Source organism: Guyparkeria sp. SCN-R1, assembly GCF_003932495.1.
Lineage (GTDB): Bacteria > Pseudomonadota > Gammaproteobacteria > Halothiobacillales > Halothiobacillaceae > Guyparkeria.
Genome location: NZ_QZMT01000003.1, coordinates 21749 through 45234, shown reverse-complemented (window position 1 = coordinate 45234; position 23486 = coordinate 21749). Strand labels below are relative to the sequence as shown.

The window sequence follows — 23486 nt, the reverse complement described above, 5'->3', positions numbered from 1 at the left end:
CCTGCAGGAATGGAGGGTGACTGGCGCGGGAGCAAGGCGTGTCGATGTGGAGTCGCTGGATCAGTTCTCAATCGCGAGGCGGGCATGCCCATAGTTGGTGATCAATGGATTACCCCGCCTGAATAACACCCTGTAGCAGGGTGTCGACGATCTCGACGGCGTGTTCCCGCCCCTCCGGCATCCGGGCGTAGACGCGCAAGCCGAAGATGCCCGTCATCAGCAGGCGCGCCTGGCGCTCCGGGGACGTCACCGTCCGAATCGACCCGTCGCCCTGTCCCTCGTCGAGCACCTCGGCAAAACGACCCTCCACGTATTTCAGTGCCTCGCCGGCCCGCCGACGCAGTTCCGGCTCGTCGGCCGGTGCCTCGATCAGTGTGTTGATCAGCAGGCACCCCTTGTTCTCCGCGTCGTGCGCCGAGCCGTCCAGCAGGTTGTCGAAGAATCGTCGAATCCGTGCGGCGGCATTTCCTTCCCCGCCCAGCGTGGCCTCGGTTTCCCGGCGCAATGCCCGGGTGTACAGGTCGACCGACTCCAGGAACATGCCCTGCTTGTTGCGAAAGGCCGCGTAGAGACTGCCCGGGTTGAGGCGTGTGGCCTGGGTGAGGTCGCGCATCGAGGTGCGGTTGTAACCCCGTGACCAGAAGAGCTTCATCGCCTCGGTCAGTACCTGGTCGCGTTCGAATGCCGCCGTTCTTGCCATGGTGGTCATCAATCCTGGTCGCTGGTGCGTTGCTCGCACTTATTTGAACGATCGTTCGTGTTGGTATACGTTCCTTGTGCGTTGAACGTTTGTTCAATTATAACCCGTCGAGGAGTCGTGGCAATGTCCGACCGTTATCCCGTCCATACCGCCGAAACCGCGCCAGACAAGGCTGCCGCCTCGATCGAACAGGCCACCGCGGCATTCGGTTTCCTGCCCAACCTGATCGGCATCATGGCCGAGTCCCCGGCGCTGGCCGAGGCGTACCTGTCGCTTTCCGACATCTTCCAGTCGAAAACCGGCCTCGATGCCGCCGAGCAGCATGTCGTGCTGCTGACCGTCAGCCGCTACCACGAGTGCCACTACTGCATGGCCGCGCACACGACCACCGCGGGGATGATGGGAGTGGATGACCCGGTGGTCGAGGCGATCCGCAACGACCAGCCGATTGATGACCCCAGGCTGGAGGCCCTGCGCCAGTTGACCCACGAAATGGTCGATCGTCGAGGGTGGCCGAGCGAGGCGACTCAGCAGCGCTTCTTCGATGCCGGCTACGAGCCGTCGCAGCTGTTCGACGTGCTGGTGGGCATCGCGCAGAAGACCTTGAGCAATTACACCAACCACCTGGCGGATACACCGGTGGATGAACCAATGCAGGGCAATGCCTGGACACCGCCGTCGGCGTGAACTAACCCTGTTCCTGTTCCCCGAGACAACAAATGGAGTGAAGTGATGAACCGCAACACGATGTTTTCGAAAATGCGAGCCGCATTGTTGGGCACGCTATTGGCTGGGCCGGCCTTTGCGCTGCCGGCCACGGCCCTGGCCGGTAATGGCCTGACGACGCTGGAAAGCCAGTACAGCGTGGCCGAGACCGAAGAGCGGCTGGTCGAGGCGGTCGAAGGCAAGGGCCTGACGGTCATGGCACAGGTCGATCACCAGGCCAACGCCAAGACGGTTGACATGGAGATGCCTGCGACGCGGCTGGTGATCTTCGGCAACCCAGCGGCAGGCACCCAGTTGATGAAGTGTGCTCCGACGGTGGCGATCGACTTGCCGATGAAGATGCTGATCTGGGAAGACGGGGATATCGTCAAGGTGGCCTACAACACGGCCGACTACCTCGTCGAACGACACGGGATCGGCGATTGTGCCGCGCCGGTGCAGGAGAAGGTCGGCCAGGCACTCGATGGGTTTGCGCGGGCCGCCACTGGCGCTGAATGACGCGCGAAGTGCCCCCGCGCGCGGCGCTGGATTGCCAGCCAGGCGAGACATTGAAGAACGGTCCGCAAATTGAACTGACCCCTGTCCGGTGGGTACCAACCCGACCGACAGGGGTTTTCTCAATGCGAGGCATTCGTTGGCGTTCGAGTTGCAGACAACCCGGCGCTGCGAGCACAGTTCCAGGGGACCTTCGTGGAACCACGCGATGGTTTCGCACCAACGGGGATGGGGCATGGTTAGGACTGTCCTCGTGCTGCCACGTCGACACCGCTAGCTGGCGGACCGGATACTTCGAACTCGTAGGGCGCTCACATGCATTGGCGTTTTCTCTTCTTTGCCGTTCTATCGATCGCCCTGATCGGCGCGATTGGGTTTCTTTGGTCACCCATGTGGTGGGCTTTCCTGGTGGTGCTCCCCCTGATTGCCATCGGGCTGTACGACATGGCACAGCCGCGGCATTCATTGCGTCGCAACTTTCCCCTGGTCGCGCGAGGGCGGTGGCTAATGGAGCGGATGCGGCCATTCATCCGCCAGTACCTGCTGGAATCGGACACCGATGGCAGGCCGATCAGCCGCATGTTCCGCTCGGTGGTCTACCAGCGCGCCAAGCAACAGAGCGAGACGGTGCCCTATGGCACGCGCGTCGATACGTATCGGTTGGGATACGAGTGGCTGGCCCAGTCGATGGCGGCCATCGACGTCGAGGAGATCGACCCCGACCTGCGCGTGACGGTGGGTGGTCCGCAATGCAGGCAGCCGTACTCCGCCAGTGTGCTCAACATCTCCGCCATGAGCTATGGGTCACTCAGCCCTACCGCCATTATGGCGTTGAACCGCGGCGCGCGGCTCGGCGGCTTCTCGCATAACACCGGCGAGGGTGGGCTGAGCCCCTATCACCTCGAACACGGTGGCGATCTGGTTTGGCAGATCGGGACGGGGTATTTCGGTTGTCGGGATGACCAGGGGCGGTTCTGCGCCGAGACCTTCCGTGAGCGCGCCTGTCTGCCGACGGTCAAGATGATCGAGCTCAAGATCTCGCAGGGGGCCAAGCCTGGCCATGGCGGGATCCTGCCGGCCGAGAAGAATACCGCCGAGATCGCGGCGATTCGTGACGTGCCGCCGGGCACGCGCATCAATTCCCCGCCGGTTCACAGCGCCTTCGATTCGCCGCTGGGCCTGATCGACTTCGTCGAGCGGCTGCGCGATCTCAGCGACGGCAAGCCGGTGGGGATCAAGCTCGCGATTGGTCGCAAGAGTGAATTCCTCGCGATCGGCAAGGCGATGGTCGAACGCGGGATCTACCCGGACTTCATCACCGTCGATGGTGGTGAAGGGGGGACTGGTGCGGCGCCGATCGAGTACACCAACTCCGTGGGCATGCCCCTGCGCGAGGCCCTGGCCTTCGTCGACGACAGCCTGACGGGTTTCGGCATTCGCCAGCACATCCGGGTGATCGCCTCGGGCAAGATCTTCACCGGGTTTCATTTGGTCAAGAATCTCGCCCTGGGGGCGGACCTCTGCAACAGCGCGCGCGGCATGATGCTGGCGCTGGGTTGCGTCCAGTCGTTGACGTGCAACAGCAATCGCTGTCCCACGGGCGTGGCAACACAGAACCCCAATCTCTATCGGGGGCTGGTCGTGTCCGATAAGGGCTCACGGGTTTGCCATTTCCACCAAGGCACGTTGGCGGCGACGTCGGACCTGCTGTCGTCCGCCGGGTTGCGCCACCCCGAGGCGCTCAACCGCACCCACCTCTACCGTCGGATCAGTCCGGATTCGATCCGACGTTATGACGAGATCTTTCCCTACGTGCGCAAGGGCAGCTTTCTCGACGACCCGCCCGAGCGCTATGCCCTGGAATTGCGCGAGGCGAGAGCGGACAGCTTTCTGCCCGAGGCCTGCCTGACGGAGATTCGGGACTCACGCCAGCCGGTGGCGCGCGACTGACGGTGAGTCGCTATCCCTCGTTTGGCAGGGGCAAGGCCAAACGCGCGCCGCGTGCCTCTGGGCAAAAGAAAGGCCGGGGAAGTCCCCGGCCATTTTTACTCTAGGTCGTCGCGCATTCTCAGGTGGTCGTGGGGAGTTTGCGTCTCTGCCACAGCCAGTAGATCACCGGCAGGACGATCATCGACAGGATCGGTGCGGTGATCATGCCGCCGACCATCGGCGCGGCGATGCGCGACATCACCTCCGAGCCGGTCCCCACGCCGATCATGATCGGCATCAGGCCGGCGAGGATCACGGCGACGGTCATCGCCTTGGGCCGTACCCGCAGCACCGCCCCTTCCATCAGGGCGTCCCTGAGGTCGGCGCGCGTGTTGAACTGGCCTTCCTCCTGGCGGCGCTTGATCGCCTGGTCGAGGTAGATCAGCATCACCACGCCGAACTCGGCGGCCACCCCAGCCAGGGCGATCAGTCCCACCGCCACCGCGATCGAGAGGTTGTAGCCCAGCGCCCACAGCAGCCAGAAGCTGCCGATCAGCGCGAAGGGCAGGGTGCCCATGATCATGACCGCCTTGCCGCCGTGGCGGAAGGCCAGGTACAGCAGCAGGAAGATGATCGCCAGCGTCAGCGGCACTACCTGCTTGAGGCGCTCGGCAGCACGCTCCATGTAGCGGTACTGGCCGGCCCACTCGATCGCGTAGCCCGGCGGCAGGTCGACCTCGTCGCGCAGCACCTGCTTGGCCCGTTCGACGTAGCCGCCCAGGTCCACGCCGCGGGTGGTGACGAAGACGAAGCCGGCCGGTCGACTGTTCTCCGACTTGATCACCGGTGGGCCGGACTCGATCTCGACGCTGGCGACCTGTCCCAGCGCCACGGTCGACCCCGTGGGTGTGACGATCGGCAGATCGCGCAGTGCCTCGACCGAATCGCGGTCGGCCTGCGGGTAGCGCAGGCTGACCGGGAAGCGTTCCAGTCCCTCGACGGTATCGGTCACCTTGACCCCGCCAACGGCCAGGCTGATCACCCGCTGGATCTCGCCGATGTTCAGCCCCACGCGTGCGGCCTTGGCGCGGTCGGGGGTGATCACCACGTAACGCCCGTCGGAGGTGCGGTCGGCGAACGCGCTGCGCGTGCCGGGCAGGCCCTTGAGCGCGGTCTCCACCTCCTGGCCGATCGCCTCGATCTGCTCCAGATCCGAGCCGGTGATCTTGATGCCGATGGGCGTCTGGATGCCGGTGGTCTGCATGTCGATGCGGGTCTTGATCGGCATTACCCAGGCGTTGTTGAGGCTGGGGAAGTCGACCTTGTCATCGAGCCGTTCGATCAGGTCGTCGAGCGTCACGCCCTCGTCCCACTCGTCACGCGGTTTGAGCGTGATGCTGGTCTCGATCATGGTCAGCGGGGCGGGGTCGGTGGCCGTGTTGGCCCGGCCGATCTTGCCGAACACGCGCTCGACTTCCGGCTCCTGGGCGATCAGGCCGTCGACCTGCTGCATCAGCAGGCGCGCCTCGCCCACCGACAGGCCCGGCAGGGTGGTGGGCATGTACAGCAGATCGCCCTCGTCGAGTTGCGGCATGAACTCCGAGCCCAGCCCCGAGCCCAGCCCGGCGAGCCGCGGTGAGCCGTCGAACCACCCCTGCCACTGGCGCTCGAGGCCTGATTGCCAGTCGGTGACCTGCGCCTGCCAGTCCGTGTCCCCGCCCCACTTGAGCGGCGAGAGAAAGCCGGAAACGCCGGCAAACGGCAGCACGGCCGAGAGCAGGAGCAGCAGGGCGCCGACCAGCACGGTCTTCGGGAAGCGCAGGGCGCCGGACAAGAGCGGCCGATAGCCCCAGATCAGGAAGCGGTTGAGCGGGTTGCTTTCCTCCTTGGGGATCCGCCCGCGGATGAAATAACCCATCAGCACCGGCACCAGCGTCACGGCCAGGCCGGCGGCGGCCGCCATGGCGTAGGTCTTGGTGTAGGCCAGCGGGGCGAACAGGCGGCCTTCCTGCGCCTCAAGGGCGAATACCGGCAGGAACGACAGGGTGATGATCAGCAGGGAGAAGAACAGGGCCGGACCGACCTCGCTGGCCGCGCGGCCGATCAGGTGCCAGTGCTTCTCGCCTTTCGGGGCCTGTCCGTATTGCTCGCGGTAGCGGGCCAGGTGCTTGTGGGCGTTCTCGATCATCACGATCGCGGCATCGACCATCGCGCCGATGGCGATCGCGATCCCGCCCAGCGACATGATGTTGGCGTTGATGCCCTGCCAGTGCATGACAATGAACGCGGCGAGAATGCCCAGCGGCAGGCTGACGATGGCGACGAACGCCGAGCGCAGGTGGAACAGGAAGATCAGGCTGACCAGTGCCACCACGATCAGCTCCTGGACCAACTTCTTCTCGAGGAAGGCCACTGCCCGCTCGATCACGCCGCTGCGATCGTAGGTGGTCAGTACCTCCACGCCCTCGGGCAGGCCGGACTTGACGTCCTCGAGCTTCTCCTTGACCGCGGCGATCACCTCGCGGGCGTTCTCGCCGTGGCGCATCACCACGATGCCGCCGACGACCTCGCCCTTGCCGTCGAGCTCCGCGATGCCGCGCCGTTCGGCCGGCCCGACCTCGACCCGGCCGAGATCGCGGACCGTGATCGGCGTGCCCGAATCCGAGACGCCCACCGGGATCTGCGCGATGTCGTCGACCGACTGCAGGTAGCCGCGGCTGGTGATCATGTACTCGGCGCCGCCGCGTTCCATCACGCCGCCGCCGACCTCGCGGTTGGCCTCGGCGATCGCCTCGCGCAGCTCGGTGATCGAGATGCCGAACACCCGCAGGCGCTGCGGGTCGACCACGATCTGGTACTCGCGCACCATGCCGCCGACCGTGGCCACTTCCGAGACCCCCTCGACCGACTCGAGCTGGAACTTCAAGAACCAGTTCTGCAGTGTCGTCAGCTCGGAAAGATCATGCTGGCCGGTGGGATCGTTCAGCGCGTACTGGAACACCCAGCCCACGCCGGTGGCATCCGGACCCAGACTGGGGGTGACACCCTCGGGCAGGTCCTCGCTGGCCTGGTTGAGGTATTCGAGTACCCGCGAGCGGGCCCAGTAGAGGTCGGTGCCTTCCTCGAAGGTGACGTAGGTGTAGGAGTCGCCGAAGAACGAGTAGCCGCGCACAGCCGTCGAGCCGGGCACGGCCAGCAGGCGGGTGGTCAGCGGGTAGGTGACCTGGTCCTGAACCACCTGCGGCGACTGGCCCGGATAGCTGGTCTTGACGATCACCTGCGTGTCGGAGAGATCCGGTATCGCGTCCAGCGGGGTGGCCTTCCAGCTCGCCCAGCCGGCCACGGCCAGCAGGGCGGCCAGCAGGACGACCAGCACCCGCAGGCGGATGCAGGCATGGATGAGTCGCTCGATCATGTCTGCCTCCCCTTAGTGCTGGTGACCGGACTGGCCGTTGCCGGACGAGTCCTTTTCCTTCGACGTCTCCGAGCCACTGGAGCCGGACAGGCGCGAGAAGGCGGCCTGGACGTTCGACTCCGAGTCGATCAGGAACTGCCCGGAGGCGACCACCTGATCGCCGGCCTCCAGCCCCGAGACGATCTCGGTGTAGCCGCCGGCCTCGACGCCGGTCTCCACCACCATCGGCCGGAAGCGACCCTCGCCGGTGCGTACCACCACGCGGGCGCCGCCGGGTGCGGGGATGATGGCGGTCGACGGCACGGTCAGCACCTCGGGGGCGTTTGCCGGGCTCAAGGTGACCTCGGCGAACTGGTTGGGGCGCAGCAGGCCGTCCTCGTTGTCGAAGACCAGCCGCACTCGCAGCGTGCGTGACTGCGGGTCGAGTTCCGGATAGACGAAGTCCACCGTGCCCTCGAATTCGCGGCCGGGGACGCCGTCCACGTGCATGCGGGCGGTCTGGCCCTCGCCGACTGACTGCATGCGCCGTTCGAGTACGTCGACGTTGACCCACACCTGGTCGCGGCGGGCGATGGTGTAGAGCTCCATGTCCGGGCGGATGTACATGCCCTCGCGCAGGTCGATCTCGGCGACATAGCCGTCCTGCGGGGCGAGCAACGGGATGCGACGTTGCACCTTACGCTCGCGGCGGATGCGCTCGATGGTCGACTCGGGCACATTCAGCAGTTCCAGGCGCGCGCGACTGGATTCGATCAGGTCGTCCATGCCGCGCCGCAGGGCCACCAGGTAGTCCTGCTGGGCGGAGACGATGTCGGGGGAGTAGACCTCGAGCAGCACGTCGCCCTGCTTCACGCTGGCCCCGATGGAGGCGACCTTGAGCGTTTCCACCCAGCCCTCGGCGCGCGGGTGGACGTGGGCGAGCCGGTCCTCGTCGTAGCCGACGGTGCCCACCGTGCGGATCTCGCCGGCGAGCTGTCGCTCGGCGGCCTCGCTGATGACCACGTTCATGTGGCGCACGGTGATCGGGTCGACCGACACGCCCGGGTAGCTGGGCACCTCCTGACCGGAGTCCGACTTGCCGCCGCCCACCTCGCTGGCCGGGTATTCCTTCTCGACCAGATCCATGCCGCAGATGGGGCAGCTGCCGGGTTCCTCCTCGACGATCTGCGGGTGCATCGGGCAGGTCCAGCGGGTGACCGTATCGCCGCCGTCACTCGCGGATTGGGCGTGATCGTGGCCTTCGTCCGCGTCCTCGTTGGCGGAGGATTCGGTGGTCTGCTCGGCCTCCTCGGCGGGGAATTCCTTCTCGACTAGGTCCATGCCACAGATCGGACAGCTGCCGGGTTCTTCCTCGACGATCTGCGGGTGCATCGGGCAGGTCCAGCGGGTCACGGTGTCGCCGCCGTCATCGGACGATTCGGCTTGATCATTGCCCTCATCGTTCGAGGTGGGCTCCGCGTCTTCGTTCGCTGCCTGCTCGGCCTCCTCGGCGGGGAATTCCTTCTCGACCAGGTCCATGCCGCAGATCGGGCAGCTGCCGGGTTCTTCCTCGACGATTTGCGGGTGCATGGGGCAGGTCCAGCGGGTCACGGTGTCGCCGCCGTCGCTCGCGGACTGGGCGTGATCGTGACCGTCGTGGTCGTTCTGGTTGCCATTGTCGGCCGCCATCACCGAGGTGATCGCCGGGTTGACGCCCATCAGCAGGGCCGGGGTGACCAGGGCCGAGCCCAGCAGCGTGACGCGGGTGAGTCGCTTGATGCGGACAGTCGGATGGCGATGCGTGTGGGTCTTCATGCGGTCGGCTCCAGCAGGTAGCGCAGGTCGATGAGTTGGTCGGCACGGTCGAGGCGCAGGGTGAGCAGTTCCTGGCGGGCCTCGACGACGGCGCGTTCGGCCTCGATCAGGGCGTCGAATTCGCCCCGCCCGGAGCCGATCTCGCCGCGGATCATCTCGGCGACCTGTTGTAGTTCGGGAATGATGTCGGTCTCGTAGCGCGTGACGCGCCGGTCCAGGGCGGTCAGGCGGGCGCGGATGCCGTCGGCCTGGGCGGCGAGATCACGCGCGCGCTTGGTCAGCTCGAGCTGGGCGGCCTGGGCGGACTGTTGCGCCCCGCGTAGCCGGGGGGACTGGCGGCGTTCGCTGAAGATCGGCAGGCTCACGCTCACGCCGGCGGACAGCGTGTTGGGCTCGCTGCCGGCGCGCAGGCCATAGCCGACCTGCAGACCGATTTCCGGGGCGAATTGCTCTTCGGCCTCGCCCACCTGGGCGCGAGCGGCTTCGAGTTCGGCGCGCAGGCGGTCGAGCTCGGGCTGCTGGTCGAGCTCGCCGCTCGGCTCGTCGCTCAGGCTGGTGGGCAGGGAGTCCGGCAAGGGGCGCTGGGCGGCATCACCTACCCAGCGTGCCAGCCGGGCCCGGGCGGCCTCGGCCTCGCCCCGGCGACGGTCGAGGGCATCCCCGATCCGCGACAGCCGCGCCTGCAGGGCGACCAGATCGCTACCGCTGGCCTCGTTGACCTGGTAGGCGGTGCGCGCACTTTCCAGCAACTCCCGGTACAGCGCGCGCTCGGTCTCGAGCAGGCGGCCAAGGGCCTCTTCGCGGTAGACGGCCAGCCACAGTCGGCGCACCTCGCGCTTGAGCTGGCGGTCGGCGGTGGCCAGGGCGGCTGCCGAGCCGGCGACGCGGGCTTCGGCCTGCTCGCCGCGGAAGGCGAGCGTGTCACCCGGCGGCAGGCTCTGCGAGAGCGTCACCACCGTCTGGGTCATGGGTGAATCGCTCAGGCTGTAGTTGTCGGTGGGCACGTTCTGCAGGGCGACGGACAGCCGCGGGTCGGGCAGTTCGTCGGCGGCCTCGGCGGTCGCGGCCAGACCGGCGCGCCGTCGATCGGCAGCCTGCAGGCCCTCGTCGCTCTGGGTTGCGGCCTGTTCGGCTGCTTCCAGTGTCAGGCGTGGCCCGGCATCTGCCGACGAGTCGGCCAGGCTTGGCGTGATCGGCGCGACGATCGCCAGCCAGGCCACGGCGGCCCGCGAGAGAATGGATTGGTTCATGGAGGTTTCCTCGGTTAAAGACGGTCAGCGGGAAGCTGGGTCAGCCGAGGTGTGCGAGGCGTGATGCCCCGGGGTTCTCGGCTGTGTCAGGCCGAGAGGGGAGGGCGGAACGGGGTGTTCGGAACGCCGGCGGCCATCGAGTCGGCCAGCGGCGCGTCGAGGGTGCCGTTGGGCAGGTGGATGGCGGCGGGTGTGGCCTGGGCCGGCAGCGAGAAGCCGCCCAGCAGCACGCAGTTGCCGCAGTGGTCACAGCCCGCCGAGGCAGTTGGCTGCTCGGTCGTGCCGCTCGTGCTCGGGCAATCGGCCGAGTGCTCGATTGTCTCGTCGATCGGACAATCGAGCATGGCCACGCCGGCGGTCACCGCGTTCAGCGGTGCCCAGAAGGCGAGCAGCAGGGTGACCAGGTGCATGAATTTCATGGTGCCGGGACTATAGGTGCCTCTTTTGGCGGGCGCAAGGCCTATCGCGGATTGGCGGTCAGTCGGGTGTCAACCGCAGCAGTCGACCATCGGCATGGTCGGTGATCACCCAGAGCGCACCGTCTGGCCCGACCTCGACATCGCGGATACGCCACTCGCGTTCCTCCAGCCAGCGTTCCTCGCTGACCACGCGTTCGCCATCCAGTTGCAGACGGGCGAGGTGGCGCTTGACCAGTGCGCCGACGAACAGGTTGCCCTGCCAGTCAGGCGCGGCGGCGTGATCGTAAAAGGTCATGCCGGAGGGGGCGATCGATGGCGTCCAGTGATGGAGCGGTCCGGTCACGCCCTCGACCTCGTCCGGGGCGATTTCCGGGCCGGCATACTCGCGGCCGTAGGTCTGGATCGGCCAGCCGAAGTTCTCCCCGGCGGCCGGGATGTTGATCTCGTCTCCGCCGCGCGGGCCGTGTTCATGGATCCAGACGCGGCCGGTTTGCGGATGAGTGGCTGCCCCCTGCGGGTTGCGGTGGCCATAGCTGAAGATCGCGTCTTCGGCATCGGGCCGGTCGACGAACGGGTTGTCGGCCGGAATGCGGCCGTCGTCGTGGAATCGCAGGACCGAGCCGTTGTGATCGGCGAGATCCTGGGCGCGATTGCGTTCGCCGCGGTCGCCGACGGTCATGAACAGGAGCCCGTCGCGATCGAAGGCCAGCCGCGAACCGAAATGAATGCCGGAATCGACACAGGGCGTGGCGACATGCAGTGTCTTGAAGTCGACCAGCCGGTTGTCCTCCAGTCGCCCGCGGCCCAGGTGGGTGGCGTTGCCGCCGTCGCAGCGCCCGGCCCAGGTCAGGTAGATCCATTGGCCGTCGGCATGCGCCGGATGGGCGAGCACGTCGAGCAGCCCACCCTGGTTGCGGTGGTCGACCTCGGGCACACCCTCGATCGCCTGGCGCTCACCGGTCGCCGGGTCGATGCGCCAGAGTCGGCCGCGCCGCTCGGTAACCAGCAACTCGCCATCGGCTAGAAAGGTCAGGGCCCAGGGGTGATGCAGCTCGTCGGTGATCGTCTCGACGGCCGGCTCGGCCAACGCCGGCTGGACGGCGAATAGTGGCACCAGCGGCAGGAGAATGAGCAGGGCAAGTCGTGCACGAAACATGGTGGTTCCTCGCGGCGAGTGTTCCGGTCATGTGGGGTTCGAGATTAGACGAGTCGGTCGAGGTTCTCAGGCCAGCATCGGGTAGCTGAGCAGCGAGAAGTGCAGCACGTTGACCAGCCAGTGCAGCGCGATGGCCGGCCAGAGCGAACCGCTTTTCCAGGCGACCCAGCCGTAGCCCAGCCCGGCGACGGTGGCCGCGGCAGCGAACTCGACGCCAAACGGCAGATGCGCCAGCCCGAAGATCAGCGCGGTGAGCCACCAGGCATGCACCGCGCCCAGCCGGGCCAACAGCTGCCGCTGGATCAGGCCGCGGAACAGCACTTCCTCGGCGGCGACCGTGACCAGGTTCACTGCGGCAAACAGGGTCAGTAGCGATACGCCGGGCCAGCCCGGCTGCCAGCGGAACAGGCCGGTGGCGATGCCGAACGCGATCGCCGCGGCGATGGTCGCGAGCCCGGCTGTTAGCAGGGATAACGGACGGGTTGCCCGCCAACGCCCGAGCAGCAGCGGCAGCCAGGCGGCCACCAGCAGGGCCTGGTCGACCGACAGGTAGAGGCTGTGGGGCAGGCAGTCGCGGCAGAAGTGTCGGTCCTGCCAGATCCGCGGGTTGTCAAAGCCGGGCCAGAGATGAAGGCTGAGGATCACGCCCAGGCCGATGACGATGGTCGCGGTGATTGGGCCGATCGTCCCGCGGGTGGCGGTGATCAGCCCCAATCCCAGCAATGGCAGTAGCACTGCCAGGCCTGGTGGCTCGGCGTGTCCGGTGAACAGCGCGGCCAGGCCCGTGGTCACGGAGAGAGCCAGGGCGAGGCCCCAGTGGCGAAGATCGGTCATGGGGTGTTCTGACACTTTTGTTCGTTCCGGCGTGGGGCCCTGGTCATTGGAAAAGGGCATTGTCGCCGAGGGGGCGGCTAGCGAGGACGTGGTCATCGATTTTGGCCGACACGGAGGGCATTCATGCGTATAAGCGGTTGTTTTTATCGGGGAATGCACTAGAATTCGCCGGCCTTGGGGGAATACCGAACGGCGCGCGAGCCGCGCCGTTCCGCCTTTCCCTCGTGGTCGGCACGGCCTATCCCATGCGCACCAGACGAGGTTTTATGACGACTGTTGCCAAGCGAAGCATTCCCGGAACCCGCCACGCGACAGCGGCGGGTACGCAGGATGGGCAGGCGCCCAAGCTGCAGGTCTTCACCGATCGCCACCTCGACAAGATCGAGCCGCTCAAGCGACTCGGCGAGGAGGCGCTGTTCGAGATGAAGGTCGTCGCGAGCGTGCTGCCGTTTCGCGTCAACAACTACGTCATCGAGAACCTGATTGACTGGGACCGTGCCCCCGACGACCCGATCTTCGCCCTGACCTTCCCGCAGCGTGACATGCTCGACCCCGAGATGTACGAGCAGATGGCCGAGCTGCATCGCCGCGAGGCGCCCAAGGAGGAGATCACCGCGCTGGCCTGGAAGCTGCGGCACAAGCTCAACCCGCACCCGGCCGGCCAGATGGAGATGAACCTCCCCGAGGTCAACGGCGAGACGGTCGAGGGCGTGCAGCACAAGTACCGCGAGACCGCGCTGTTCTTCCCCAGTCAGGGGCAGACCTGTCACAGCTACTGCACCTTCTGCTTCCGCTGGGCGCAGTTCGTCGGTGACAAAGACCTCAAGATTGCCTCCAAGGAGGCCGGCCAGCTGCTCGACTACTTGGCTGAGCGTCCCAACCTGACCGATCTGCTGATGACCGGCGGCGACCCGATGGTGATGAAGACCAAGCACCTGGCGCCGTATCTCGAGGGCCTGCTCGACGAACGCCTCGAGCACGTGCAGACCGTGCGCATCGGCACCAAGGCGCTGTCGTTCTGGCCGTATCGCTTCGTCACCGATGCGGACGCCGACGAGCTCCTGGGGCTGTTCGAGCGGCTGGTCGAGTCCGGCAAGCACGTCGCGGTGATGGCGCACATCAACCACTACCAGGAGATGGAGAACCCCATCTTCCGCGAGGCGGTCAAGCGCATCCGCGCCACCGGCGCCGAGATCCGCACCCAGAGCCCGTTGATCAAGCACATCAACGATTCGGGCGAGGTCTGGGCGCGCATGTGGCGCGAGCAGGTACGTCTGGGCATGATTCCCTATTACATGTTCGTCGAGCGCGACACCGGGGCGAAGTACCGCTTCGAGGTGCCGCTGGCCGAGGCGCACCGGATCTATCGCGACGCGATGAAGCGGGTTTCGGGCCTGGCGCGTACCGCCCGTGGCCCGTCCATGTCCGCTGGACCGGGCAAGGTCGAGATCCAGGGCGTGGCCGAGATCCAGGGCGAGAAGGTGTTCGTCCTGCGCTTCGTCCAGGGTCGCAACCCGGATTGGGTCCAGCGGCCGTTCTTCGCCAAGTACGACGAGCAAGCCACCTGGCTCAATGAGCTGACGCCGGCCTTCCGCGAGGAGACGTTCTTCTTCGAGGACGAGTACGCGGCGATGCAGGAGGAAAGCGGCCTCAAGGTGATCGATGCCGCGGAAGTCGAGGCATAAGCCCTTGGGAAGTCTGCAGATCTCCCTTGACGGACGGGGCGCGGGTCGCTAAGATTGCGCGCCTTCAAACAACGCCGGTCGGTGGCAGCAATGTGTCGCCGACCTCTTTACGCATAAACATTCGGGTTTTACAGCATGTACGCAGTGGTCGTTACCGGCGGTAAGCAGTACCGCGTCGAGCAAGGCAGCAAGGTGCGCGTCGAGAAGCTCTCTGGCGAAGCCGGCAGCACCGTGACGCTGGATCAGGTTTTGATGGTCGGCGACGGCTCTGACATCAAGGTGGGCACGCCCAACGTCGATGGCGCGAGCGTCACCGCCGAGATCGTCGGCCAGGGTCGTGGCAAGAAGGTGGAGATCATCAAGTTCCGCCGCCGCAAGCACCACATGAAGCGTCAGGGCCACCGCCAGGCCTACACTGAACTCAAGATCACCGGCATCAGCGCCTAAGCGCCCGGTGACCAGACCAGGAGACTTGAACCATGGCACATAAGAAAGCAGCAGGCTCTACCCGGAACGGGCGCGACAGTGAAAGCAAGCGCCTCGGCGTGAAGCGTTTCGGCGGTGAAGCCGTCTCCGCTGGCAGCATCATCGTTCGTCAGCGTGGCACCAAGTTCCACGCCGGCAGCAACGTGGGCGTCGGCCGCGACTACACCCTGTTCGCCCTGACCGACGGCCAGGTGAAGTTCGAGACCAAGGGTCCGAAGAGCCGCCGTTTCGTCAGCATCGAGTCGGCCTGAACCGGCACGATGTAAGTTGGCGGTCAGCCCGGCTGGCCGGTGACCGTCGTCTGAGCCCCGCCCGCGAGCGGGGCTTTCGTGTTTGTGGTCTGTCCGCAATCGGACAGGGAATTGTGGGGATCGTGTCGTGAAATTTGTCGATGAAGCGACCATCAAGGTCAAGGCCGGTGATGGCGGCAATGGCGTGGTGAGCTTTCGCCGCGAGAAGTACGTGCCATTCGGCGGACCGAACGGCGGCGATGGCGGTGACGGTGGGTCGGTGTACCTGGTCGGCGACGTCAACCTCAACACCCTGGCCGACTTCCGCTTCCAGCGCCACTACGAGGCCGAGCGGGGCAAGAACGGCGCGGGCCGCAACATGACCGGCCGAAAGGGCGGCGACCTGTACGTCCACGTGCCGCTGGGCACGGTAGTCCACGACGAGGACACCGGCGAGGGGATCGGCGAGGTGGTCGAGGCCGATGCCGAGCTGCTGGTGGCCAAGGGGGGCTGGCACGGGCTGGGCAACACCCGGTTCAAGAGCTCGATCAATCGTGCCCCGCGACAGAAGACCGACGGCACGCCGGGCGACGAGCGCCGGCTGCGCCTGGAGCTCAAGGTGCTGGCCGATGTCGGCCTGCTTGGCCAGCCCAACGCCGGCAAGTCGACCCTGATCCGCGCCATCTCGCACGCCCGGCCCAAGGTCGCCAACTACCCGTTCACCACCCTGTATCCCAACCTGGGTGTGGTCGCGCCCCAGCCGCACCGCAGTTTCGTGGTCGCCGACATTCCCGGCTTGATCGAAGGCGCGGCCGAGGGAGCGGGACTGGGTATCCGGTTCCTCAAGCACCTGGCGCGCACCAACCTGCTGCTGCACGTCGTCGATGTCGCCCCCTACGACGAAGTCGACCCGGTCGAGAGCGTCGCGGCCATCGAGGCGGAACTGGAGAAATACGATGAGTCGCTTGCCGAGCGGCCCCGCTGGCTGGTGCTCAACAAGATCGATGTCTGGGCGGACGAGGAGCGCGAGGCCAATATCGAGGCATTGAAACAGCGCTACGCGACCGAGATCGGGCTGACCGGGCCGGTGTTCGCGATCAGCGCCCTGGACAAGACCGGCACGCAGCCACTGGTCTGGGCGATCCTCGAATACCTCGAGGCCGAGTGGGCGCGTGAGCGTGAGGCGGCGACCGATCGCCCGGGATCGTCGACGGAGGACTGAGGATGCGTGACGAGGTCAGGGGCTATCAGCGCTGGGTGGTCAAGATCGGCTCGGCGATGGTTACCGGGGACGGGCGCGGCCTGGACCGTGAGGCAATCGCTGCCTGGGCGCGCCAGTTGGCCGAGCTCCGCCGCGAGGGGCGCGAGATCCTCATCGTCACCTCCGGCGCGGTCGCCGAGGGCATGGCGCGTCTGGGTTGGGATGAACGTCCCGAGTCGCTGCCCAAGCTGCAGGCGGCCGCGGCCGTCGGCCAGATGGGCCTGGTTGAGGCGTACGCCGAGGGGCTGGCGCGGTTCGATACCCATTCGGCGCAGATCCTCCTGACCCACGACGACCTGGTCGACCGCGAGCGTTACCTCAACGCCCGCAGTACGTTGCGCACGCTGCTCGACCTGGGCGTGGTGCCGGTGGTAAACGAGAACGATACGGTCGCCACCGACGAGATCCGCTTCGGCGACAACGACACACTCGCCGCGCTGGTCGCCAACCTGGTCGAGGCCGACATGCTGGTGATCCTTACCGACCAGCCGGGCCTGTTCGAGGCCGACCCGCGCAAGCAGCCGGACGCGAAGCTACTGGCCGAGGTGACCGCCGGCGACCCGACCCTCGAAACTATGGCCTCCCCCGAAGGCGGGCGTCTCGGTCGCGGCGGCATGTACACCAAGGTGCTGGCCGCCAAGCGCGCCGCCCGTTCCGGCGCCGCGACGATCGTCGCGGCGGGTAGCGAGGCGGACGTGCTCTGCCGACTCGCCGCCGGTGAGCCGCTGGGAACGCATTTTCGCCCCGCGACCAACCGGCTCGCCGCGCGCAAGCAATGGCTGGCCGGGCAGCTGCGGGTGCGGGGCCAGCTGCGGGTCGATGCCGGTGCCGCCCGGGCGGTGGCCGAGCAGGGACGTTCGCTGCTGCCGGTCGGCGTGACGGGCGTCTCGGGGCAGTTCGCCCGCGGTGAGCTGGTCTCGATCGTCGACGCCGACGGCCATGAATTCGCGCGCGGGCTGGTCAACTACCCCAGCAGCGACGCCGCGCGGCTGGTCCGTTGCTCGAGCCAGGCGATCGCCGAGGCGATCGGTTATCGCGAGGAAAACGAACTGGTGCACCGGGACAACCTGGTGCTCCTTTGAGGTCGCGACAGCGACCGACGGTCAGCCCCGGAGGCGTCGCGCCTCGGTATCCAGTTCGTCGAGCAGGCGCTCGTAGATAGCGGACAGGACTTTCAGATCCTCGACAGCGACATGCTCGTCGATCTGATGGATGGTGGCGTTGAGCGGGCCGAGCTCGATCACCTGGGCGCCGGTCGGCGCAATGAAGCGCCCGTCCGATGTCCCGCCCGCGGTAGAGGGCGTCGGCGCCGTTCCCAGCACGCCTTCCACGGCCCGCTCGACCGCGCCCACCATCGGCCCGTCGTCGCGGGTGAGGAACGGCACGCCCGAGAGATGCCAGTCGAGTTGATAGCTCAGGCCGTGGCGTTTGAGCAACTCCTCGACCCGACTCTTGATTGCCTCGACCGAGGTTTCGGTGTTGAAGCGCAGATTGAACTGCACGGCGAGCTCGCCGGGGATGACATTGTTCGCCCCGGTGCCCGCGTGGATGTTCGCGATCTGCAGCGTCGAGGGCGGGAAGTGCGCATTGCCCTGGTCCCACTCGATCTCGACCAGCTCGGCCAGGAACGGCGTTGCGCGGTGCACCGGGTTGTCCGCCAGGTGCGGGTAGGCGACGTGCCCCTGACGGCCCTCGATGACGAGGTTGCCGGTGATCGATCCGCGCCGCCCGATCTTGAACTCGTCGCCCAGCCGGTTGCGGCTCGACGGCTCGCCCACCAGGCACCAGTCGATCGAAATCCCCTTCTCGCGCAGCCACTGCACCACGCGCTTGGTGCCGTGCTGCGCGGGACCCTCCTCGTCGCTGGTGATCAGGTAGCCCAGCCGGAAGGCCGGTTCGGGTTGCCGGGCGAGGAAGCGCTCAGTGGCGGTGACGAAGGCCGCCACCGACCCCTTCATGTCGGCTGCGCCTCGTCCGTACAGGCGCCCGCCGTGGATTTCGGCGCCGAACGGCGGGTAGGTCCAGCGCGAGGCCTCGCCGGTCGGCACCACGTCGGTGTGCCCGGCGAACACGAACAAGGGAGCGGCGTCGCCCCGGCCCCCGTGTACTGCCCAGAGGTTGTCGACCTCCTCGAAGCGCAACGACTCGATCGCAAAGCCCAGCGGGGCGATGCGCCCGGCGATCAGCGCCTGGCACCCCTGGTCGTCCGGCGTGACCGAGGGGCGACGAATCAGTTCGCGCGCGAGATCGATGGTTGCCTCACTCATGCCAGGGCCTCCTGCCAGTCGTCGGCGGAAAAGCCGACCAGGGTGTTGCCGTTGTGTTCCACCACCGGGCGCTTGATCAGGCTCGGATTGGCAAGCGCCGCCTCGCGGGCGTGCGCGCTGTCCATCGCCTCGCGCTCCTCGGCCGGCAGGCGGCGCCAGCTCATGCCCCGGCGGTTGATCACCGTCTCCCAGCCGAATCGCTCCAGCCAGTCATCCAGCTGGGCCTCCGGGACGCCCGCCTTCTTGAAGTCGTGAAAGCGATAATCCAGCCCCTGCTCGGCCAGCCAGGCGCGGGCCTTTCTCACGGTGTCGCAGTTGGGGATCCCGTAGACGGTGATCATCGATAGTCCTATCAAGTGAAAATTGTTGTTCCGGATAGGAAAAATTGATTTTCCTATCAGTGTCGGCGTCCTACACTCGAACTCCATGCGGCCCTGAAGATGGCCCGCGCATTAAGAATTGCAGCAGAAAAGGAGTGGCAATGCCATGCGAACCAGGAAGATGACGATGCACGCAAGCCCGACTCGAATGCTGGGCCTTCTCGCCGGCCTGATGCTCGCCGTGCCCGCGGCCGCCGAGCCGGATATCAGCTGGGGCGGGGAGCTCTTTGCCGAGAACTGTTCCGAGTGCCACATGGTTCCGCACGACGACGACTGGTTCAAGGCACGCGCGGACGCCGGCAATATGGGTAGCTACGACAGCCTGCGCACCCAGGTCCAGGGCTGTGCCAACAACTTCGGTCTGCCGTGGTTCGACGAAGAGGTCGAGGCGGTTACCGCTTGGTTGAATCAGGAATACTACGACTTCGAGTGACCTGATCGACGCGCTCGGGGCGTGATCAGTCGATGAACCGCATCGACAGGTCGATCGCCTCGACGTGTTTTGTCAGTGCGCCGATGGAAATGTAGTCGACGCCGGCCTCGGCCACGTCGCGCACCGTCTCGAGCGATACATTGCCCGAGGATTCCAGCTTGGCCCGGCCGGCGGTGAGCCGGACGGCCTCGCGCAGCTGATCCAGGGCAAAGTTGTCCAGCAGCACGCGCTTGACCCCGGCGCCCAGCGCCTCCTCGAGTTGCTCGAGATTCTCCACCTCGACTTCCAGCGGCAGGTCGCGTGCCACCACCCCGGCGGCCCGAACGGCCTCGGTGATCGATCCCGCCGCCCGAATGTGGTTCTCCTTGATCATCACCATGTCGTAGAGACCCATGCGGTGGTTGGCGCCGCCGCCGTCGGTAACCGCCTTCTTCTGCGCGTAACGCAGGCCGGGCAGGGTCTTGCGGGTGTCGAGGATCTGCGTGCCGGTGCCTTCGACCGTCTCGACGAATCGGCGGGTGACCGTGGCCGTTGCGCTGAGCGTCTGCAGGAAGTTCAGCGCCACCCGTTCGGCCGTGAGCAGGGCGCGCGCCGGGCCGCTGAGCAGGCACAGGCTCTGTTCCGGGAACAGGCTGTCGCCGTCGGCGGCGGCCCACTCGATCCGCACCGCCGGCGAGACGCGCCGGAAGGCGGCATCCGCCCAGTCGACACCGGAGAGGATTGCCGGCTCGCGGCTGATGATGCGGGCATGTGCGGTCTCGTCGGCCGGGATCAGCTGCGCCGAGACGTCGCCGCTGCCGATGTCCTCGGCCAGGGCGCGCGCCACGTCCAGGGCGACGATGTCAGGGTCGGCTTTGCTCATTGAGGCACCGTGTGTCGGATAGTCGGGGACGGAAGTCTAGCAAGTTCTCGAGGGCGAATTGACACGCAGCCGGCCGGCCCTGCGCGGTTGTGTGGTGGCCTGGGCCTCTTGGTGCTTCCCGTCACGCTGTCATCTTGTCATGCTGCTGTCATCGCCGCGGCGTTTAATGCCGGCAGATGCTCGGGGTTTTACCCGGTTCCACCCGGTCCCCCGGCTTCCCGCTCACACCGATTGTTGCGAGGACCGGCGCTGGCCGGGATGATCGAATGCAAAAGACCATACTGATCGTCGAGGACGAGAAGCCGATCCGCGAGATGGTCGCCTTCGCCTTGGGGCGCGCTGGCTACAACCTGATCGAGGCAGCCGATGTACAGGAGGCGTTCGAGCGTCTGGCGGAAAAGCAGCCCGACCTGATCCTGCTTGACTGGATGCTGCCGGGTGCCAGCGGCATCGAGTTTGCTCGACGCATCAAGCGCGACGAGCTGACCAAGGATGTGCCGATCGTCATGCTCACCGCGCGCGGCGAGGAGGAGGACAAGGTCAGCGGGCTGGAGGCCGGCGCCGACGACTACGTGACCAAGCCGTTCTCGCCGCGCGAACTGATGGCGCGGATCAAGGCAGTGCTGCGTCGGGTGTCGCCGGACACCGACAACCCCGTTCTCGACGTCGCCGGGCTGAAGCTCGACCAGGAGAGCTACCGGGTGACCGCCGCCGCCGAACCGGTCGATATCGGCCCGACCGAGTTCCGCCTGCTCGCCTTCTTCATGAAGCATCCGGATCGCGTGTTCACCCGCGCGCAGTTGCTCGATCGGGTTTGGGGGCAGAACGCCTACGTCGAGGAGCGGACGGTCGACGTGCATATCCTGCGTCTGCGCAAGGTGCTCGCACCGAGCGGTTATGATGGCCTGATCCAGACCGTACGCGGTGTGGGCTACCGGCTTTCGGCCCAATGACGGTTATGGATCGTGCTTTGGGCTGGCTGATGAACTGCTGATTTCGTTGATGACCGATTCGCGACCTCCCTTTCCTGATGACCTTCCCTCGCCGACGCGGCTCGAGCGCCGCGCCCAACTGCGACAACTGCGATTGGCCGAGGCGCGCCAGCGTGCATGGCGCGAGGAAGGCGTGCTTGTCCTGGCCGTCTTGGCACTGGCGTCGATGGTCGCCTGGGGCGGAGCGGCGATTGGCTGGGAGGCCGCCTGGGCCCTGGCGCCCGTCAGCGGGCTGCTGATCTATACCGTCGCGCTGCTGTGGCGCGTGATCTACCTGGCGCGTGCCTTGCCCGTCACCTCCCAGCCGCGCCGGGTCTGGGGATTGCCCGGCTTGATCCAGGTGCGCCAGCGGCGACTGAGCCGGCGCTGGTCCCGCCGCCAGCGCCGCCTGGTGGCATTGCTCAAGCGATATCATCATTCGGCGATGACGGTGCCGGACGCCATGGTGGTGCTCACCGCCGAGCGCGAAATCGAGTGGATCAACCACGCCGCCATCGACATGCTCGGGCTCAACCGCTCGGATATCGGGTTGCGTCTGGACGACCTCTGGCGTACCCCGGCCTTCATCGCCTGGCTGAAACAGGGGGATGATCGACCAGCGCTGGAGATCGTCGCGCCGTCGGACGAGACCCGCACCCTGAGCCTGCGGATCGAGCCCTATGGCCCGGATCGCTATCTCTTGATCGGTCGTGACGTGACCGCGTTGCACCGGCTGCAGGGGGTGCGTCAGGACTTCGTGGCCAATGTCTCGCACGAGCTGCGCACCCCGCTGACCGTTCTGGCCGGCTATGTCGAGACCCTGCTCGACACCGAGGAAGGGCACGATCCGCAGATGCACCGCATCCTGTCGAATATGCACCAGCAGGCCGATCGGATGCGGCGCATCGTCGAGGACTTGTTGCTGCTGTCCCGGCTCGAGACCTCGCAGCCCGATGCCGATTGGTTCGAGACAATCCACGTGGCCCGCCTGGTCGGGCCGATCCTCAACGACGCGCGACTGGTCTCCGGCGAGGAAGGTCACGACATCCGCGCCGACCTCGACCCTGCCTTGACTGTGTGGGGCGTGCCACGCGAGTTGCAGTCGGCGTTTTCCAACCTGGTCTTCAACGCGGTCAAGTACACCCCGGCCGGCGGGCGTGTCGAGGTGCGCTGGGCGCGTGACGATCAGGGCCGGGCCGTGTTCTCAGTCTGCGACTCGGGCATCGGCATCGAGGCGCGCCACATCCCCCGCCTGACCGAGCGGTTCTATCGCATCGACGTGGGCCGGTCGCGGTCGCGGGGTGGCACCGGTCTGGGGCTGGCGATCGTCAAGCACGTGGCTCTGCGCCACGGGGCGCGGCTCGAGATCGACAGCACGCCGGGCGAGGGCAGCTGCTTTCGCGTGATCTTTCCGGCCCCGGCCGCCTGGCCGTCCAGCCCCGCAAACATGGGTTAGACTGACCCGACTTGCCACAAGGGGCCGCGAGCCAGCCGATGTCCGAATTCTGGAACGAAAAGTACGGCCAGGTCGATTTCCTCTACGGGACCCACCCCAACGAGTTCCTGCTGAGCCAGTCCTGGCGTCTGCCGCCGGGCGGCCGCGTGCTGGTCCTGGGTGATGGCGAGGGACGCAACGGCGTCTGGCTCGCCGAACAGGGCTTCGACGTCACCAGCATCGACTACTCCGCCGTGGGCTGCGAGAAGGCCCGGCAGCTGGCCGACGAGCGCGATGTCAGCGTGGCGGTTCACTGTGGCGATCTGACCGAGTGGGACTGGGAGGAAGATGGCTTCGATGCCGTCGTGCTGATCTACCTTCATTTCGAGCCGCCGTCGCGGCGCGAGGTCTACCGCCGCGCCGCGGCCGCCCTGCGCCCCGGTGGCCTGCTGATCATCGAGTTGTTCCACCCGCGCCAGCTGGCCTATCAGAGCGGCGGGCCCAAGCGGGCCGACATGCTGGTGCGGGCCAGTGATCTCTCGCAGGATCTGCCCGGACTGGAGTGGCTTATTCTCGCCGAGGGCAAGGCCCTGCTCGACGAGGGACCGGGGCACCAGGGGCCCGGGTTCGTCACCCACGGCGTGGGACGACGCCAAGGCTGATCTCCAGACGTCAAAAGGCCCGCAGGGATTCTTTCTCTCCCTGCGGGCCTTTTCGTGTGTGTCGTAGTGCCGTTGGACGCGTCCAACGGCACGGCA

At 66.6% G+C, this 23486-nt stretch carries 22 protein-coding genes; 12 read left to right on the top strand and 10 right to left on the bottom strand.

Translation table 11 applies throughout. The features are described 5' to 3' along the window. Positions 1 to 109: 109 nt before the first annotated feature. Positions 110 to 700, bottom strand: coding sequence for a TetR/AcrR family transcriptional regulator (locus D5687_RS02425; protein ID WP_158611718.1), 591 nt, complete (start codon positions 698 to 700; stop codon positions 110 to 112). Between the two features lie 123 nt (positions 701 to 823). Here D5687_RS02425 and D5687_RS02420 point away from each other — a divergent pair, with 123 nt between their 5' ends. The 3 genes from D5687_RS02420 (at position 824) to D5687_RS02410 (ending at position 3871) form a co-directional block, all read left to right on the top strand. Continuing rightward, positions 824 to 1387 carry a carboxymuconolactone decarboxylase family protein gene (locus D5687_RS02420; protein ID WP_125198173.1) on the top strand — a complete coding sequence of 188 codons (564 nt, stop codon included), beginning with the start codon at positions 824 to 826 and terminating at the stop codon, positions 1385 to 1387. A gap of 45 nt (positions 1388 to 1432) precedes the next feature. Beyond that, entirely contained in the window at positions 1433 to 1924 is a 492-nt protein-coding gene (locus tag D5687_RS02415; protein WP_240031394.1) for a DUF302 domain-containing protein, read from the top strand. A 312-nt stretch (positions 1925 to 2236) separates the two neighbouring features. Beyond that, positions 2237 to 3871, top strand: a complete 1635-nt coding sequence (locus D5687_RS02410; protein ID WP_125198172.1) for an FMN-binding glutamate synthase family protein — start codon at positions 2237 to 2239, stop codon at positions 3869 to 3871. A 118-nt stretch (positions 3872 to 3989) separates the two neighbouring features. Here the strand turns inward: D5687_RS02410 and D5687_RS02405 are convergent, their stop codons facing one another. The 6 genes from D5687_RS02405 to D5687_RS02380 all read right to left on the bottom strand — a co-directional run bounded on the left by D5687_RS02405 (position 3990) and on the right by D5687_RS02380 (position 12718). After that, complete coding sequence (locus tag D5687_RS02405) at positions 3990 to 7265, bottom strand: efflux RND transporter permease subunit (RefSeq protein WP_125198171.1); 3276 nt, start codon at positions 7263 to 7265, stop codon at positions 3990 to 3992. A gap of 12 nt (positions 7266 to 7277) precedes the next feature. Continuing rightward, positions 7278 to 9059, bottom strand: coding sequence for an efflux RND transporter periplasmic adaptor subunit (locus D5687_RS02400; RefSeq protein WP_125198170.1), 1782 nt, complete (start codon positions 9057 to 9059; stop codon positions 7278 to 7280). Then, positions 9056 to 10309 (bottom strand): TolC family protein, encoded by a 1254-nt coding sequence (locus D5687_RS02395; RefSeq protein WP_125198169.1) that lies wholly within the window; start codon positions 10307 to 10309, stop codon positions 9056 to 9058. The genes D5687_RS02400 and D5687_RS02395 overlap by 4 nt, the downstream gene beginning before the upstream one ends. 86 nt (positions 10310 to 10395) lie before the next feature. Further along, positions 10396 to 10728 (bottom strand): hypothetical protein, encoded by a 333-nt coding sequence (locus tag D5687_RS02390; RefSeq protein WP_125198168.1) that lies wholly within the window; start codon positions 10726 to 10728, stop codon positions 10396 to 10398. 58 nt (positions 10729 to 10786) lie between these two features. Further along, a complete protein-coding gene (locus D5687_RS02385) occupies positions 10787 to 11884 on the bottom strand; it encodes a PQQ-dependent sugar dehydrogenase (RefSeq protein WP_125198167.1) in 1098 nt (365 codons plus the stop codon). Between the two features lie 66 nt (positions 11885 to 11950). Beyond that, a complete protein-coding gene (locus tag D5687_RS02380) occupies positions 11951 to 12718 on the bottom strand; it encodes a CPBP family intramembrane glutamic endopeptidase (protein ID WP_125198166.1) in 768 nt (255 codons plus the stop codon). Between the two features lie 266 nt (positions 12719 to 12984). On the opposite strand from D5687_RS02380, the gene D5687_RS02375 reads away from it, so the two are divergent. The 5 genes from D5687_RS02375 (at position 12985) to proB (ending at position 17462) form a co-directional block, all read left to right on the top strand. Then, positions 12985 to 14403 (top strand): KamA family radical SAM protein, encoded by a 1419-nt coding sequence (locus D5687_RS02375; protein ID WP_240031393.1) that lies wholly within the window; start codon positions 12985 to 12987, stop codon positions 14401 to 14403. A gap of 135 nt (positions 14404 to 14538) precedes the next feature. Then, entirely contained in the window at positions 14539 to 14850 is a 312-nt protein-coding gene (rplU, locus tag D5687_RS02370) for a 50S ribosomal protein L21 (protein ID WP_125198165.1), read from the top strand. A 32-nt stretch (positions 14851 to 14882) separates the two neighbouring features. Beyond that, on the top strand, positions 14883 to 15140 hold the full coding sequence (gene rpmA, locus D5687_RS02365; RefSeq protein ID WP_125198164.1) for a 50S ribosomal protein L27: 258 nt from the start codon (positions 14883 to 14885) through the stop codon (positions 15138 to 15140). Between the two features lie 127 nt (positions 15141 to 15267). Then, complete coding sequence (gene cgtA / locus D5687_RS02360; RefSeq protein ID WP_125198163.1) at positions 15268 to 16341, top strand: Obg family GTPase CgtA; 1074 nt, start codon at positions 15268 to 15270, stop codon at positions 16339 to 16341. A 2-nt stretch (positions 16342 to 16343) separates the two neighbouring features. Then, positions 16344 to 17462, top strand: coding sequence for a glutamate 5-kinase (proB, locus tag D5687_RS02355; RefSeq protein ID WP_125198162.1), 1119 nt, complete (start codon positions 16344 to 16346; stop codon positions 17460 to 17462). A 21-nt stretch (positions 17463 to 17483) separates the two neighbouring features. Here the strand turns inward: proB and dapE are convergent, their stop codons facing one another. Further along, positions 17484 to 18647, bottom strand: coding sequence for a succinyl-diaminopimelate desuccinylase (gene dapE, locus D5687_RS02350; protein WP_125198161.1), 1164 nt, complete (start codon positions 18645 to 18647; stop codon positions 17484 to 17486). Next, entirely contained in the window at positions 18644 to 18988 is a 345-nt protein-coding gene (locus D5687_RS02345) for an arsenate reductase (RefSeq protein WP_192894147.1), read from the bottom strand. The genes dapE and D5687_RS02345 overlap by 4 nt, the downstream gene beginning before the upstream one ends. Before the next feature lie 145 nt (positions 18989 to 19133). Here D5687_RS02345 and D5687_RS02340 point away from each other — a divergent pair, with 145 nt between their 5' ends. Then, positions 19134 to 19460, top strand: coding sequence for a cytochrome c (locus D5687_RS02340; protein ID WP_125198160.1), 327 nt, complete (start codon positions 19134 to 19136; stop codon positions 19458 to 19460). Between the two features lie 25 nt (positions 19461 to 19485). Here the strand turns inward: D5687_RS02340 and nadC are convergent, their stop codons facing one another. After that, positions 19486 to 20322, bottom strand: a complete 837-nt coding sequence (nadC, locus tag D5687_RS02335) for a carboxylating nicotinate-nucleotide diphosphorylase (RefSeq protein ID WP_125198159.1) — start codon at positions 20320 to 20322, stop codon at positions 19486 to 19488. 266 nt (positions 20323 to 20588) lie between these two features. Here nadC and phoB point away from each other — a divergent pair, with 266 nt between their 5' ends. Genes phoB through D5687_RS02320 form a run of 3 tightly spaced genes read left to right on the top strand, consistent with a single transcriptional unit; the run spans position 20589 to position 23390 of the window. Then, positions 20589 to 21275, top strand: coding sequence for a phosphate regulon transcriptional regulator PhoB (gene phoB, locus D5687_RS02330; protein WP_125198158.1), 687 nt, complete (start codon positions 20589 to 20591; stop codon positions 21273 to 21275). Between the two features lie 49 nt (positions 21276 to 21324). Beyond that, positions 21325 to 22749: a phosphate regulon sensor histidine kinase PhoR gene (gene phoR / locus D5687_RS02325; RefSeq protein ID WP_125198157.1), complete on the top strand. Its 1425-nt coding sequence runs from the start codon at positions 21325 to 21327 to the stop codon at positions 22747 to 22749. 38 nt (positions 22750 to 22787) lie between these two features. After that, positions 22788 to 23390 carry a bifunctional 2-polyprenyl-6-hydroxyphenol methylase/3-demethylubiquinol 3-O-methyltransferase UbiG gene (locus D5687_RS02320; RefSeq protein WP_125198156.1) on the top strand — a complete coding sequence of 201 codons (603 nt, stop codon included), beginning with the start codon at positions 22788 to 22790 and terminating at the stop codon, positions 23388 to 23390. Positions 23391 to 23486 lie beyond the last annotated feature (96 nt).